The organism is Streptomyces sp. NBRC 110611 (assembly GCF_001590865.1).
GTDB lineage: Bacteria > Actinomycetota > Actinomycetes > Streptomycetales > Streptomycetaceae > Streptomyces.
Map to the genome: position 1 here is coordinate 1 of NZ_BBUY01000044.1, position 14,062 is coordinate 14,062.

Here is a 14,062-nt window from a genome sequence, read left to right on the forward strand (position 1 = left end):
GTCTATGCACTGCGATCGCCGACCCCGCACCCGTTCCACGCCAACACCGTCCGGCCTCAGGGACCGGCCCCGTCGCCCACACCCGCCCCTAAGCCAGCCGGGGCCGCCGGGACGCACCGGCGGCCCCGCCCCGGAACGCACGTCTGGGTATTCCGGGACAGCTGCCATCGGCAACCCGCGCCTACAGAAGGAGAAACAGCCATGAAGCCGCACGGCAACTACGCCGTCCACCGCCTGCTCACAGAGGCCCTCACCTATCTGGCAGACCCGGACGACGCCGCCGTCCCACACCTCCATGACCTGCTTGCCACGCTCATCGTCCAGCTCAGCGATCGCGACCTACTCGGCAGTCGCCCATGCTCGCTGGGCCTCGTCGTCGACGAAGCCGCCGCTTGTCTGCTGAACGTGGCGAACCCCCAGCGGACGACGCTCCCATTCGACCAGGATGTGCTCGCCCGGCTGGGTGAAGTCGACCGCCTCCCGCTGGCCGAGCGCCGCCGCTTGCTGGAGACCGCCACGCGCCTCGCCGCTCCGACAGCCCAGCGGTGACGAAGGAGAAGGGGACCGGGCGTACCCGCATGATGTGCGGGTACGCCCGGCCCAGTGTCGGTGGGTGGCTACTTCGTGTTGTTCACAGCGATGTTGGCGAGTCGGAACGTGCGCGGCCGGTCAGTGACCTGCTCGGCGATTCCCTGACTGGCCAGCTTCTCAAGGGCGTTGGCGATGGCACCCGAGGATTTGTCGATGATGCGGCTGATGCGGGTGGCGGTGAATGCTTCGTCGGGGTGTGCGTGGAGGTGGTCGATGACCATCTGCCGGAGTGCTCCCGGTGCGAGCCGCCCGTCCTTGGCCGGTGCCGGTTGTGCCGGGGCCGACGTTGCCTCGGTGTCTTCACTTGACATGGGGGTGTCGTTGGTCTCGCTCTGAGGGCCGTGGTCCTGGCTGTTGTCGTCGGGGTGCTCGGTGTTCTGGGGCGGGTCTACGTGGGGGGTGTCGGCTTCCGGCTCGGTGCTGGGGGTGGTGTTGTTGGCGTGTGAGGTGTTGGAGGTGCCGTCGGGCGGGGTGTCCGCGGGCACGTTGGCGTTGTCCGTAATGGTGAGGCCGAGGCTCTCGGGGTCAGGCGTCGCGGAAGCGTCAGAGGTGCTTTCCTCGGACGTGTCCTCACCGCGTTCCACGTCGTCCTCGACCGGCTTTGCGGAGTCGGTGGGAGAGCTTTCCGGCTGCGCGTCGGTGGGCTGTTCGCCGTGTTCTGGGGACTCGGTGGCCTCGGGGGCAGGTGCCAGTGTTACGGGGTGCCAGAGGTCGGGCATGCGGCGGGGGCCGTCGTGGCCGCCTCGGGTGCGGGTGGCGAGGCCGCGCTTCTCCAGGGTGGCTACGGCTCGTCCGGCGGTGGAGTGGCCGATGCCTGCGATGTGGGCGAGCTCGGCGACGGTGACAGGTTCGGTCAGGCCAAGCAGTTCCGTGTAGACATCGGCGGCTGCGCCGGTCAGGCCCGTCAGCGGTTCCGGGCGGGAGGTGCCTTTGGGGTTGGGTGTGGTGTCGGGGTTGGTGTCGGACATGTTGGGGTCCTCGATTCCGAGTGCAGTGTGGTGGTTGAGGTCCCCGGCCGGGGTGCGGGCCGCGTGTGTGGGCCGCGGTGTTCGCCCGGCGCGTGCGCGGCGCGTTGATCCGGGCGAACGTGGCCGTGATGAGCGCGAGTTCACGCTTGGGGAACCCGCGGCTCGGCCACGACCATGGACGCTCGATGCGGGCGGGAAGTCAAGCGACGCATTTCGCGGGATCGTTCCTGGTCGGAGTGGGTGCCGTGGCTTCCGGACGGATACGGGATTGCGTCATGGACGGGACCGGGCCGGTGTGGGGCCGTGGGTTTAGGGAGCGGTCGGTCGGCCGGTCGGTGTCTGGTCGGTGTGGTCGGTCGGAGCGATCCGGGCGGGGTTCATCCGGTCGGGGGGTGGTCGGTCGGTCGGGCGGTTGTGGAGCTGGTAGTGGATGCGGCGGGCGCGGTGGGAGCCGAGGTGCAGTTCGTTGCGGAGTCGCCAGATGCTTGCGGGCTGGCCGGTGGCCGCCCGGATGGCGTTGTCGAGGGCGAGGGCGTGCGGCCATAGGTCGGCGTCTGCCGCCCGCAGGCCGGCTGGCGGTCGGTCACGGTCGGGGGGTGGTCTGCGGGGCGGCTCGTTGGCCATGTCGGGCCTGGTGGAGGTCGGGTCAGGGCGGTCCGTCAGGACACAGATCGGGGTGGGGCCGGATGTGTTCTGCGGTGGGGAATCGGGTGGCGGAGCAGCGCCGGTGGTCGGTTCCCGGTCGGTGAGCTCGGCACCCGATCTGAGTGTGGGGGCTGTGCGGGGGTCTGGCGGGCCGGTCGGATTGGTGACGTCGGTCGGTCCGGTCGGACCGGTCGGTTCGGTCGGATCCGTCGGGCTGGTGGGGTTGGTGCGGTCGCGGAGTTCGGTGAGGGTGCGTCGGTAGGCGGCGATGGTTTCCGTGAGAGCGATCAGGAGGAGGGCGGGGGTGAGGTGGAGGAGGACGGCTGCGGGGTCGGCGTGGTCGGGCCAGCCGATCTGCCCATCGGGCCAGAGGCTTTCCCACGTGTTCATCAGGGCGGCGGTGGAGCCAGCGCTCCAGCGCAGGGTGGTGGACCAGGCGGGTGGGGTGATGCCCCATGCGGCCAGGCGTGAGTCGACGTAGAGGACACCGGCCAGCGCGGTGCCGAGTATGGGGTCGAGGAGGGCGGCAATGAAGAGGGGAACGCCGCGGCTGGTGGCGAAGCGGGTGACGTTGACGGTGGTGAAGATCAGTGCCAGGACTCCGACGACGCACAGGACCCGGGTCATAGCGCGCAGGAGCGTGACGGCTTCGCGGGCTTCGAGCTGCTTCACCGGCCACCGCCTGCTCGTGCTGCGGGCCTGGTTGCGCCCTGGAAGGACGGGGAGTTGGTGCGCGCCGGGCCTTGGCGGACAACTGCTCCAGAATGTGGGGCGTCGATGGCCGTGCCACTGCCGGTGTAGAGGGTGACGTGGGTGATGTGCCGGGGGCTGGGGCCGAAGAACAGCAGGTCACCCGCGGCGAGGGCGGTGTCTTTCGGGAGGCGGGGGCCGGCGTTGTACTGGGTCTGGGCGGTACGGGGGATGGTGATGCCTGCGGTGCGGTAGGCGGCTTGGGTGAGGCCGGAGCAGTCGAAGCCGCCGTCGGCGGCGCCGTCGCCGCCCCAGACGTAGGGGGTGCCGAGCTGGGAGCGGGTGAAGGCAACCGCCTTGGCAGCCGCACTGGTTGGGGCGGCGATGCGGGCCGCGTAGGCGCTTGCGGTCGTCAGGACGTGGCTTACGTAGGCGTGGGAGTGGTTGTAGGCGAAGAGCGCGGCCCACAGGTGTTTGCCGTGCCTGGCGCCGTGGGCGCACAGCAGTCGCGCTGCGGCGTACACGGCATCGATCGGGTCCCACGGTGTGGGGGGTTTCTTCCCGCCGGGCGGTACGGGATGGGCGTACGCCGTGAAGGTGGACGGGATGAATTGCATGGGCCCTACGGCGCCTGCTGGGGAGGTCATGGTGGGGTGGCGTGCGTGGTTGGTTTCGATCTTGCCGATGGCGGCGAGGGTGGTCCAGGACAGGCCGGGGCACTCGGGGGCGGCGCGCTGGTAGAGGGCGAGTATGCGGGGCGGGATGTCGGTGAGGGCGTGTGCGCTTGGGGAGGCTGCTGCGCTGCTGCCCGAGGACGGGCTGCCGAGGGCTGCGGCGAGGGTGAGGGCGGCGAGCAGGGGCAGGGCGATGACTGCGCAGCCGACGCCGGAGGCCGTCTTGCCGAGCAGAGAGCTCATGATCTGCCCGCTGCGGGCGGGAGGGAGGGGACGGGGAGAGTGAGGACGGTGTCGGCGTCGGTCAGTTCCAGTCCCGAGGCGGGGCTGAGGTCGGCCCACTGGGCGGCAAGGTGGGCCAGGGTGGTGCGGCGGCCTGCGCGATCCAGTGGTGCCCACCAGGGGCCCCAGGGGCTGGTGGTGGTGAAGTCTGCGGAGGCGGTGGCCACGTTCAGGCCCAGTTCGCGAGCGGTGTCGGCGAGGCGTTGGCGTAGGGCTTGGTCGCGGGACTGTGTGCGGGTGTGGATGAGCAGGGCGGGGCGGGTGCTGGTGGCGGTGGTGAAGGCGGCGTAGGCGGTGAGTTTGGCTTCGACGCGGGGCAGGGGCTGGCTGCCGGTGTCGTATTCGAGGAAGAACGGCAGGAGGTGGTCGCCGTCTTGCCAGTGGGCGTAGGCGTCGGGGCGGATGATGTCGCCCCAGCGGCGGGTGGCGGAGCGTTCGGACAGCCACAGCGACAGCCCGGTGTCGGGGGTGGTGCGGGCGTGTGCGGCGAGGTGGGTGAGGAGGTCGTTGACGCCGAGGTCGTGGCCGAGGGAGGGGGAGTAGGCGATGCGGCCGGTGTTTGTGGGGCGCCAGCCGGTCGCGGAGACGTCCAGGCCGGCGTGGGAGGCGAGGACGGCGGCTCCGGCGGGGCCGAGGGTGTAGTGCTCGGGGGCGGTGCCGGATGTGGTCAGGGGGCGGAAGGAGTCGAGGACGGCGTGCTGGTGGAGGGTGCGCAGGCGGCGTTGGGTGGAGCGCTGTGAGGTGTAGGCGAGGCGGGCGATTTGGTGTGTGGTCAGTACGTGGTGTTCGTGGAGCATGCGGACCAGCCACATGTCGCGTGGGGTGAGACGGCGGGAGAGGGTGGCGACGTCCGTGTGCCGTGGGGAGGTGCGTGGGCGGGTGGTGGCGGCCCGGGCGGTGTAGCGGGAACCGGGGCCGAAGGCAGGACGTGGGAGTGCGGGCATGACAGATCCCTCCAGGGGAGCAGGTTGAGGTGTGTTGTTAGGGGCGGGTGGCGGGGCGGGGTCTGTTGCGGTCGGCGGCTGCCGTGCGCAGGTCTTTGGCTCGCCCTGGTACGGCGGGTGGGAGGGGGCGGGTGGTGAGGGTGAAGGCGGCCGATTCCGCGCCGCCGGTCAGGAGGTGGGCGGCGGCCTGGTAGGGGCCGAGGTGGGCGAGGTCGTGGGCGGCCAGCGCGGGGAGGGTATGGCGTTCCAGGGTGGTGGCGTCTTCGGGGGAGGCGTTGAAGAAGACTTTGTTGCGGGCGTTGGCGGAGATGCCTTCGCGTAGGTCGCGTGGGAGCTGGGCGAGGTGCTGGTGGGCCAGCAGCATGGACAGGCGGTAGCCGCGGGCCTCGGCGAGCATGTCCTCCAGCGGATAGGGCAAGGTCAGGAAGTTGTGGGCCTCGTCGATGCTCAAGGTGGCGTCGATGCGCTGGTGTTCGGGGGTGCGGGCGCGGGCGGAGGCTGCTTGCCAGGTTCCGGCGACGATGAAGGAGCCAAGTAGCCGGGCGGTCTCCTCCCCGAGCGCGCCCTTGGGGAGGCGAGCGAGGAGGATGCCGCCGTTGAGGACGTGGGTGAGGTCGAAGGTGGAGGGGCCGGCGGCAATTGCGCGGCGGGCGAAGTCGCGCAGGAGGAAGGCGCGGAGCTTGTTCATCACCGGGCCGACCACGGCGGCGCGGGAGGGTTCGGACATGGACTCGTACCAGGCCCAGAAGCCGCGGAGGACGGGGTCGTGGAGGGCGGGGATGATGCGGAGGCGGTAGGCGCTTTCGCCGAGGAGGCGGGGGATGTCGGCGAGGGTGACGAGCTGGCCGGTGCGGTGGCGGTGTTTGAGGAGGGTCAGGCAGGCGGCGCGCATGAGGTCGTCGGTGCGTGGTCCCCAGAAGGCGGTGAAGATCCGGCGGAAGATGCCGGTGATGTTGTCCACGACGACGTCCATGTCCGCACCGTCCAGCACGTTCAGGCACGGAGGCGTGTGATGGTCGTCGGGGTCGATGAGGACGAGGCGGTCGGCGCAGGTGTCGGGGAGGCGGTCCAGCAGGTCGGTGACCAGGTCGCCCTTGGGGTCGATGACGACGATGCCCCGGTGGTGGCGTACGTCGTCGAGGACGAGGTTGGCCAGGAGGGTGGATTTTCCGGAGCCGGTCGCTCCCATGACGTGGAGGTGGTGGCGGGCGTCGGCAACCGCGAGCCCCACGCCACGGCGAGCGCCGGCATCAGAGTGTCCCAGGGGTTTGACGCCACTTCCTGGGGCGGGTTCGGGGATCTGCGGGGGAGGCAGGACGGAGCGGGCACCGGCCCGCCGCACTCCGGGCGCGTCCGGGGCGTGGGGGAGGTGGGCAAGGGCGGCGAGTTCCGGCACCGACAGCAGCGCCGGGCGAGAGGATGGGAACTGTCGGGCGGTGAGCTGGGGTTGGGGGCGGCGGAGGCGGGTGCGGGTGAGGTAGTTGCGGTCGGCGTACAGGCCGAAGGCGGCGGCGATCGCGTGGGCCCGGCCCCGCGCCACATCCTGAGCCCGCTCCGCCTTCTGCGAGCAGGCGGCGGCGTAGGTGAGGGCGCACTGCCATTGGGATCCGGATTGCTTGGCGACCATCTGTCGTACGGCGGTGCTGTGGTCGGGGTCCTGCTTACCGGTGGCGGCGGGCTGGGCGCGATGGAGGAGGAGTGCGGCCAGGGCGGAAAGACGGGCCGGGGCGTGCCCGGCCTTGAGTCGCCGTGCCTGGCGGCGGGCGCGGCGCAGGGCACGGCCGGTGGCGGGGCGGGCCAGGATCTGCACGCAGCCCGATTCGTGTTCGGCCATGCCGGTGGCGGCCTGGAGGAGCGCGCGTAGGGGGTCGGTGGGGTGGTCGGTGCGCAGCGGCAGGATGTCGGGGCGGGCCGGCCGTAGGCGCCCGGCCGTGCAGGCGGCGGTGTCTGTGTTGGGGAGGAGGGGGGTGGGTTCGGTGATGCGGGTGTGGGCGCCGGGCCAGGCGGCTTCGACGGCGCGGCGTACCAGGCCCATCGGCACTGTGCCCGGGATCCACATGCGGATGCGCAGGCCGTCGTGGGCCCAGGTGTATTCGAAGGCGAGGTGGGGCTGGCCGGTGGTGAGGCGGCGCCACCAGGGGCGTAGGAGTCCGGCGAGTTGGGCCCAGAGGACTTCCCCGCCCTTGGGGGCGACATGGGGTGGGGCGAGGATCTCCACGCAGTGGGCGCCGTCGGCCAGGCGCTGCCGGCGTGAACGCAGCAGTCGGCGACGGGTGTAGTACGCAGATGCTGTGGACACGAGGGCGGTGGAGATCAGGAAGGGCGCGGCTGCGGTGCACCAGTCGAGGGCGGTGTGGAGCACGGTGGGGACGAACGTCTCAGGGTGGGTGAGGAAGTCCACCAAGGGGCTGCCCGGCTGTGCGATGGCTCGTACCATGGACTCGGTCACGGCGCCCACCCCTCGTCGCCGTCGACGCAGGTGCCCGCGCCGGCACGACCCTCGGCGGAGAAGGCGGCCTCACCGCCTGGGTGTTGGGCGGCGGCCAGTTCACCGGGGTCTGTCGTGATGACGTCGTGTTCGCCGGGGGCGGCGACGCTGATCAGGGCGACTTTGTGCCGGCGGTCACCGGTGAGCAGCAGAGCCTCGCCGCGGGAGGCGGAGAGCAGGAATGCCCGTTCACCGTGGCAGAGGTGGAAGTTCTGGCTGATGGTTTCGATGGCTTGAGGTGCCTGGCGGAGCAGGATCTGGGTGGCGGCGTTGGAGACGATGGCCTTGCCCAGGGGTGAGGCGAGGACGTCGTCGGCGTCCTGGGTGACGACCGCCAGTCCGGTCCAGTACTTGCGGGCGGCCTTGGCCATGCGGAACAGAAAGCGGGCTCCGGCACCGTCGCGCATCAGCAGCCACGCCTCGTCCACCACGACCAGGTGCCGACCAGTGTCACGCCGGGAGGTGACCTGCCGCCAGATCGCGTCCAGGGCAAGCAGCATCGCCGGTGCCTTAACCTCCTCAGGCAGGCTGCGGAGCGCGAAGACAACCAGATGGCCAAAGGTGGCAGCGGTGCTGAGGCCGTTGAACATCCGGGCATGCGAGCCGAAGGTGTACGGGACCATCCGGTCGGCAAGACCCGCCGCTACGTCGCCGCTGTCCTCGGTCAGCACGGTGGCCAGGTCGGCGAGCGTGGGTGGTGTGCGCTGCCAGGTACGGGGGTCCGCGGTGATCCCGGCACGGGTGTAGGCGGCGAGGATCGCCCGGTCCAGCACAGCCTTCTCGGTGGCGGTCACGTCGGTGCCCAGCAGGACCGCGAGAAAGGTGTGAAGGAACAGTACACGACGCGTCAGCACGTCCTCTTCGCCGGATGTCGCAGGTGGGAGGTCGAAGGGGTTGAGGCATACGCCGTCGGATCCGAGCCGCACCACACGTCCGCCGACGGTCTCGGCGAGGCGGACGTATTCGTCCTCCGGGTCGATGACCGAGGCGGTGACGCCGGTGAACATCAGCCTGAGCAGTTCGAGTTTGGCGAGGTAGGACTTGCCGGCACCGGAGCGGGCCAGGGTGATGGAGTTGTAGTTGTCCTGGGCGAAGCGGTCCCATAGCACCGGGGCACCTGAGACCGCGTTCAACCCGTACAACACTCCCGCTGACTCGCCCTGCCTGTCGGCCGGTGGGGGCAGGTCGGGGCTGGTGAAGGGGAAGCACGTGGCCAGGGCCGCGGTGTCGAAGGTCCGGCGGATCTTGAGGGTGTCGAGGCCGAGCGGGAGGGTGGCCAGCCAGCCGGGCAGCGCCCGGTAGGTGGTCGGCGCCACCGACATCAGCAACGACTCGGCGATGGCGCGGACGGCGGCGGCTTGGTCGGCGAGGGTGTCCTCGTCGGGGGCGTGGACGGTGAGATACAGGGCGACGTGGAAGAGCTTTCCCTCGCCTCGGGCGATGCGGTAGGCCAGCTCCGCGGCGTCCGCGGCCGCAGCCTCCACCTCGGGGTCGTCCAGGTGTCCCTTGGAGAAACCGGTCCGACGGCCGGATTCGAGGCGGGCGCGCTGTTTCTTCAGTCCGGCGGCGGCCACGGGGTTGGGGACGGGCTCGATGTGCAGGGCGATGTCAAGGTGGCCGGGGAAGTTCAGGAGGGGGGCGAGCCAGCCGGGGGTGACCTCGGCAGGGTAGCCGGTGACGACCATGGTGGTGGCCATGTGGGCGCCGACGGCGAGGGTGCGGGCATGGATCTCGAGGGACTCGGGGCCGGTCACATCGAGCAGCTCTTTGACGCCGGTCACCTGCGGCGGGATGGGGGGACGGCGGCGGCCGTGCAGGAGTCGGGGCATCACCGGTCGCCTTCCGTTCGGTCGTGGCTGTGGGCGGGGGTGTTGGGGTTGCAGGCTGCGCTGACCAGCTCGGCGCTGCGCGGGCCGTCCAGGGGCGTGACGGTGATCTCGGCCGGAGCAAGACCCCGGGCCGCTTCCTCCAGACGCTGTAGTGCTCGTCCCTCTCCCGTACCGCCGCGCACGTTGCGCCCTGTGGTCTCTTCACGGGCGATCAGCAGGGTCTGCCGTCCCAGGAGGTCTCGGCTCAGCGAGAGGTCGGAGAGGAAGTCGGCATGGTCGCGGGCCGCTCGCTCCAGGGCGGGGTGAGGCAGTGCGGCAGCGTGGTGGTGGAGGTTGTCGACGAGCGGTGCGAGGTCGATGCGGTGGCAGCGCACCAGCAGCTGGGTCGGGCCGGTCAGGGAGTTGAGCCAACGGGTGAACGCCGCGCTCAAGCCTTGTTGTTCGGCCGTCGACCGCAACTCGAAGTTGACCGTGGAACACTCCGCCACGGCGGCCTTTCCGTCGCTGCCGAGATCGAGCACGCCGCCTGGGGTGATGCCGTCGTAGGGCATGCGCATCGCGGCGGGAGGCGGCCCGGCACTCTTCGCCCAGCGGGCAGGAACAACGTCTGGCAGCGGCGGAACGCCGTCGGGGGCGTGCACGCAGCGCTTGGGGGTGCGGGGGTGTCGGAGGGCGGCGGCCAGGAAGCGGTCGAGGCCGATGCCCTCCCGTCGGCCGAGTACGAGCGCGGCCACTGCGCCCGCAATCGGGACCATCAGGGCTGCGTACGAGAGCGTGCTCATGAGGGGGCGGGTGGCCCACCAGCCGCCGTAGAAGACCGCTGCCGCGGCGGCGAGGATCGCCGACTGCCGGGCGGTAAAGGGGCCCAGGATCCGGTCCGGGCGGGAGATGTCCGCGGGGATACGTGTGGTGTAGGGGGCGTCTGTGGCGTCGTCGGGTTCTGTCACGGGTTTATCTCCTGGGTGGTTCGAGGGGGAGTCGCAGTTGCATGGGGCGTGGAGGCCGCAGGCGAGTGTGTCTGGTGGGGCTGGGGTGGACCGGTTGCCGGGCGGGCGGGTGTGGCACCGCGGTGGAACCGGAGCGCGACGGCAGGGATGTCCGGGTCTGCGGGGGCGCGGGCGTGGGTTCGGTGCGGATCGGAAGCGATGTCTGGGTGGGTCGGGGCGGCCCGCCTGGCGTGTGCTTGGTGGGAACAGGCGCGGTGAGCTGCTGTCGCCGGAGGGCCTGGTTGGGGTGGAGCACGGTTCGTGAGCCGTTCGATGCGCGGGCCAAGGGAGCGGCAGGCGGGCCAGGGGGCCGGAGAACCTGGCCGGCAGCGAAGCGTCTGGGCGCTGGGCCGGGAGCCGTAGTGACGGCAGGTCTCGTGTTCCTCGTGCCGGAGGAGTCCGTGCGGTGTGCTTCACCTGCTGCGGGACCACCGGCTGCGCCCCAGCTGTCAGCAGGACCGGGCGGGACAGCCGGCCGACCGGCACGACTGCGAGCACCTCCGCCAGGTCCGGGGCCAGGAGCGGGTGGCCGACTGCCACCTCTTCCACCCCCACCGGGCCCGCCTTGTCTGCCTCCTGGCCCGCCACTGCCCGGCCGCCCGAACCCGCTGCCTCCCCCGCTGCCGCCTGTGCCGCCGTTGCGGCGGCGCAGCATGCGGGTTGCGGGCAGGTAGTGGTCCATGAGCCGGTACAGCGCCAGGTGCTTGAGCACGCGCACGGCCGCAGGTGCGTGCGGTTGGTGAGCCGGTGTGCCGCGCAGGATGACCTGCAGTGCCCAGCCGGGAATCTTGAACAGCACCCAGAACAGGCCCAGTCCGGCCAGCAGTGTGCCGAGCTGGTCGGACTTCGGGATGCCCAGTGTTGATGCGCCTGGGGCGAAGAAGAGCTTGAGGGCCAGGATGAACGTCACCGACTGGGCGATTTGGATGGTCAGGCAGCCAGCCAGGGCTCGCCACCACAGCCGGGCGACCGGGTCGGTGGCGGGGTGGGCGTGGCATGCCAGGGCCAGGGGTGCGCAGACGGCCAGCAGCGCCATCATTGCGACGCGCACCATGAAGCCGATCAGTACCGCCAGGACGAGCGCGATCATCGCGATCGCGAGGATCACCAGGTAGAGCTTCAGTCCGGCGGCCCCGAAGATCGCGAACGGCAGGACGCGTTCGGCCATGCCCTGTCCGGCCTCCGCGAGGTCGGTGGCCATGATGGCGTGGGCGAGCGCGTTGGCCAGGCTGATGGCCTTGCCCATCACGGTCAGGGAGGTGGTGGCGGCGATCATCCCCACCAGCAGGCGGGGAAGGATCTGTTTGAGGGTGTAGCGGGACTGGACGGTCTCGTAGCCCATGACCGTGATGCCGCCCGCCGTGATGAGGAGGACGTAGATTCCGGCGGTGATGGCGAGCATGGCTTTCCACAGCCGTTTGATGTCGGCGTGCCGGGTGACGTCGGGGGTGGCGAGCAGGGTGTCGGCGAGGAACTCGCGGAGCGGCTTCATGATCTGCTCGATCAGCGTGCCGAGGAACGAGGTGATCGCGCCCGTGATCATGCCGGGGATGTCGGTGAGGACATCCCAGCCTGAGGAGGTGTCCTTGACGCACTCCTTGCCTATGGCCTCACACGCCGGCGGCGTAGGCCCGGGAGCCGGCTCCGCAGACGGCGCCTGCGTCGGTTGTGGTGAGGGGCGGTCGGGAGCGGGCGGCGGTGATGCAGGTGGTTTGGGGTGGGAGGGGGTGGGGCCTGGCGCGGACTGGGGCTCCGGCCGCGGAGGATGCGGGGCCGTCGGCGTCCGAGCCACTGTGTGCACTGCCTGCGCGGAGGCGGGCAGGGCCGATAGCGGCCCCAGGACGAGGACGACGAAGCCGAAGAGCATGAGTACGGCGCGCATGAGGTACCTGGTGCGGATCACTGTCCGCCCCCGCCGCCTGCACCGACGATGCCCTGGAGCACCGTGACCAGAGCTGGAGCCAGGACCGCCAGTCCGTAGCCGATCGCTGCGGCCTTCAACGCCCGCTTGGCGGCTTCGACTTCCCCCGGATCGCCGCCGGCCATCAGGTAGCGCAGCCCACCGAAGGTGAGGAACAGCGTGGCGAGCCCGGCCAGGAGGCCGATGATCCAATTCCGCAGATTCGAAATCACCGCAGGGATGGTCGCAACCGCCCACCCCTGCGACGCATCCGCCAGCAGCACCAGCAACGCGAGCACGGTGATGAAGCCGAACCGGGCCGTCCAACAGCCCACCCGGCACATCAGCCGTTGGCCCGACCGGCGGATCCTTGCGAACAACACGGACGCCTCCAACAACACAGCAGGGGAAACGGGAAAACGCACAAGACAGGTCGGCGATGGCGCAGGGCAGGCCGCCGGGTACGGCGCCGTGTGGTGGGGTGAACACGGATCCCTCTGTCCGGGCCGTCCTCCTTCATGGAGTGGCGGGAACAGGGCTCGGGTGTCAGCACGAGACGGGATATGCTCACCCCACCGGTGGCAGCAGACGCCGTCAGCGCGACCGCGGGCGGTGCCTTGCCGGAGTGTCACCGCCGCATCCATGGCGCGAATCCGGCGGTGACGCTCACTTGTAATAGAGACTCAGGGCCGCGAAATTGACATCCGCCGCCCCAAAAGTCTCCGAACAGCCCACACATCACCCCTGGTGCAGCCGGTGCCGCAGGTGCGCGGCCAGATGCTGCTCGGCCGCGGCACGGTGGCGGTAGAGCTGACGGGAACTCACCCCTCGCTCGGTGGCGAGGCGTTGCATCGGTTCGCCCTCCAGGCGCGTACGGGCGATCAGCTGCGCCTCGGCGATGGTCACCACACGTGCCCTGACCGCAAGGGCGAGCACTGTGTACTCGTCCGCCGCCTCACCGCTTGCGGCGTCCAGCGCCAGGGCCGGCGATGCGGCCGGGTCACCGCCATGACCAAGGCCGCTCAGGCTTCTCGCTTCCTCCGGGTCGGCTTCCCGCTGGGCGCGGCGGCGTGCGGCGTACGCCAGGCGATGCACCGCCCGGTCGGCCGCGGTGAACAACTCCCGCCCGGCCTCCGGGTCGTCGGTGTCCACGGCGTGCAGGGCGGCGGTTACCGCAGCGAGTGCCTCCTGCTCCACCTCCGCACGCTCCAGGTGATCACAGCGCCCCAGGCGGGCGAGCATCCGGTGCAGCACCGGCACGGTCATTCCGAGGGCCACCGTGTCCCACGGCGCACCAAGCCGCCGGGCACGACGGACTACCTCGCCCCACGTCCGCTCCCGCAGCGCCGGCGACGTACCGGGGTGGGCCAGGCGGGTACGGACCTGATCGACGGGAAGCATGGCCTGCTCCGGCTCCTCGCAGATCAGGTGCGCGGGCAGGGTCAGTGGCTTGGGGGCAGAGGCGAGGGCGAGGAACGACTCCTCCAGCGCCCCCAGCGGCGAACGGCCATCGGACGGTGTGCAGGCGCAGACAGGTGCGCGGTGGCGGGAAGGGTGGTAGTGCATGTGCAGCTCCTTGCGGGAGTGACGGACAACGTTCGCCGCACCCCTGTCACCACCCCGAGCCACCGCCGGACCACCCGCGCACCACCCCCGCACCCCAGCCGAACCACTGGCCCGGCCTGTACGACGACCAGCCGTCGACCCTCACCGATGACCTGCGCCGTTGCTGCTCCCTCGCCAGCCGGAATCGAACAAAAGAATTCTGGTGCGGCAGGAGCCGAGCCTGCGGGGCCGTGTCCTGAGTGGCTCGCTGATGGCTCGCGAGTGGATCGCTGAAATCCCGGTCGGCGACCGTCGACGGACTGGCGCCGCTGCCTTAGCGCAATTCACGGTGTCAGCACAGCACCGCGTCCTTCAGACAGAACCCCAGGAGGGCGTGCGAACGTCCCCGAGTCCGGGACGCCCCGCCCTGCCGGAATCGATTCTGAGCCCACCTGGCCGAGCGGACTCGCTGCCCGTCCGTACTTCCTGGCCAGAGCATCTCGACAGGCCAGTTGGCGAC

At 70.7% G+C, this 14,062-nt stretch carries 11 protein-coding genes; 1 reads left to right on the forward strand and 10 read right to left on the reverse strand.

Annotated features, from left to right (window positions below; all coding sequences use genetic code 11):
- Positions 1 to 201: 201 nt before the first annotated feature.
- Positions 202 to 549, forward strand: coding sequence for a hypothetical protein (locus AZE13_RS32810; RefSeq protein ID WP_066940346.1), 348 nt, complete (start codon positions 202 to 204; stop codon positions 547 to 549).
- 68 nt (positions 550 to 617) lie between these two features.
- On the opposite strand, the gene AZE13_RS32815 is transcribed toward AZE13_RS32810, so the two are convergent.
- The 10 genes from AZE13_RS32815 to AZE13_RS32860 form a co-directional block, all read right to left on the reverse strand.
- Positions 618 to 1,559 (reverse strand): MarR family transcriptional regulator, encoded by a 942-nt coding sequence (locus AZE13_RS32815; RefSeq protein ID WP_066940349.1) that lies wholly within the window; start codon positions 1,557 to 1,559, stop codon positions 618 to 620.
- A 309-nt stretch (positions 1,560 to 1,868) separates the two neighbouring features.
- Complete coding sequence (locus AZE13_RS32820; RefSeq protein ID WP_258528166.1) at positions 1,869 to 2,876, reverse strand: extensin; 1,008 nt, start codon at positions 2,874 to 2,876, stop codon at positions 1,869 to 1,871.
- Positions 2,873 to 3,811, reverse strand: coding sequence for an NlpC/P60 family protein (locus AZE13_RS32825; RefSeq protein ID WP_066940352.1), 939 nt, complete (start codon positions 3,809 to 3,811; stop codon positions 2,873 to 2,875). The genes AZE13_RS32820 and AZE13_RS32825 overlap by 4 nt, the downstream gene beginning before the upstream one ends.
- The gene (locus AZE13_RS32830; protein WP_066940355.1) at positions 3,808 to 4,794 is read right to left on the reverse strand and encodes a replication-relaxation family protein; all 987 of its coding nucleotides are present in this window, start codon (positions 4,792 to 4,794) and stop codon (positions 3,808 to 3,810) included. Before AZE13_RS32830 ends, AZE13_RS32825 begins: the two co-directional genes overlap by 4 nt.
- 37 nt (positions 4,795 to 4,831) lie before the next feature.
- A complete protein-coding gene (locus AZE13_RS32835; RefSeq protein WP_066940367.1) occupies positions 4,832 to 7,231 on the reverse strand; it encodes a helicase HerA domain-containing protein in 2,400 nt (799 codons plus the stop codon).
- An 8-nt stretch (positions 7,232 to 7,239) separates the two neighbouring features.
- Positions 7,240 to 9,111 carry a VirB4 family type IV secretion system protein gene (locus AZE13_RS32840; protein ID WP_258528163.1) on the reverse strand — a complete coding sequence of 624 codons (1,872 nt, stop codon included), beginning with the start codon at positions 9,109 to 9,111 and terminating at the stop codon, positions 7,240 to 7,242.
- Positions 9,111 to 10,058, reverse strand: a complete 948-nt coding sequence (locus AZE13_RS32845) for a PrgI family protein (protein ID WP_066940358.1) — start codon at positions 10,056 to 10,058, stop codon at positions 9,111 to 9,113. Before AZE13_RS32845 ends, AZE13_RS32840 begins: the two co-directional genes overlap by 1 nt.
- A gap of 4 nt (positions 10,059 to 10,062) precedes the next feature.
- Complete coding sequence (locus AZE13_RS32850; RefSeq protein ID WP_258528165.1) at positions 10,063 to 11,640, reverse strand: hypothetical protein; 1,578 nt, start codon at positions 11,638 to 11,640, stop codon at positions 10,063 to 10,065.
- A gap of 356 nt (positions 11,641 to 11,996) precedes the next feature.
- Positions 11,997 to 12,281, reverse strand: coding sequence for a pilin (locus tag AZE13_RS32855; RefSeq protein ID WP_398780291.1), 285 nt, complete (start codon positions 12,279 to 12,281; stop codon positions 11,997 to 11,999).
- A 454-nt stretch (positions 12,282 to 12,735) separates the two neighbouring features.
- On the reverse strand, positions 12,736 to 13,563 hold the full coding sequence (locus AZE13_RS32860; RefSeq protein ID WP_066940362.1) for a hypothetical protein: 828 nt from the start codon (positions 13,561 to 13,563) through the stop codon (positions 12,736 to 12,738).
- Positions 13,564 to 14,062 lie beyond the last annotated feature (499 nt).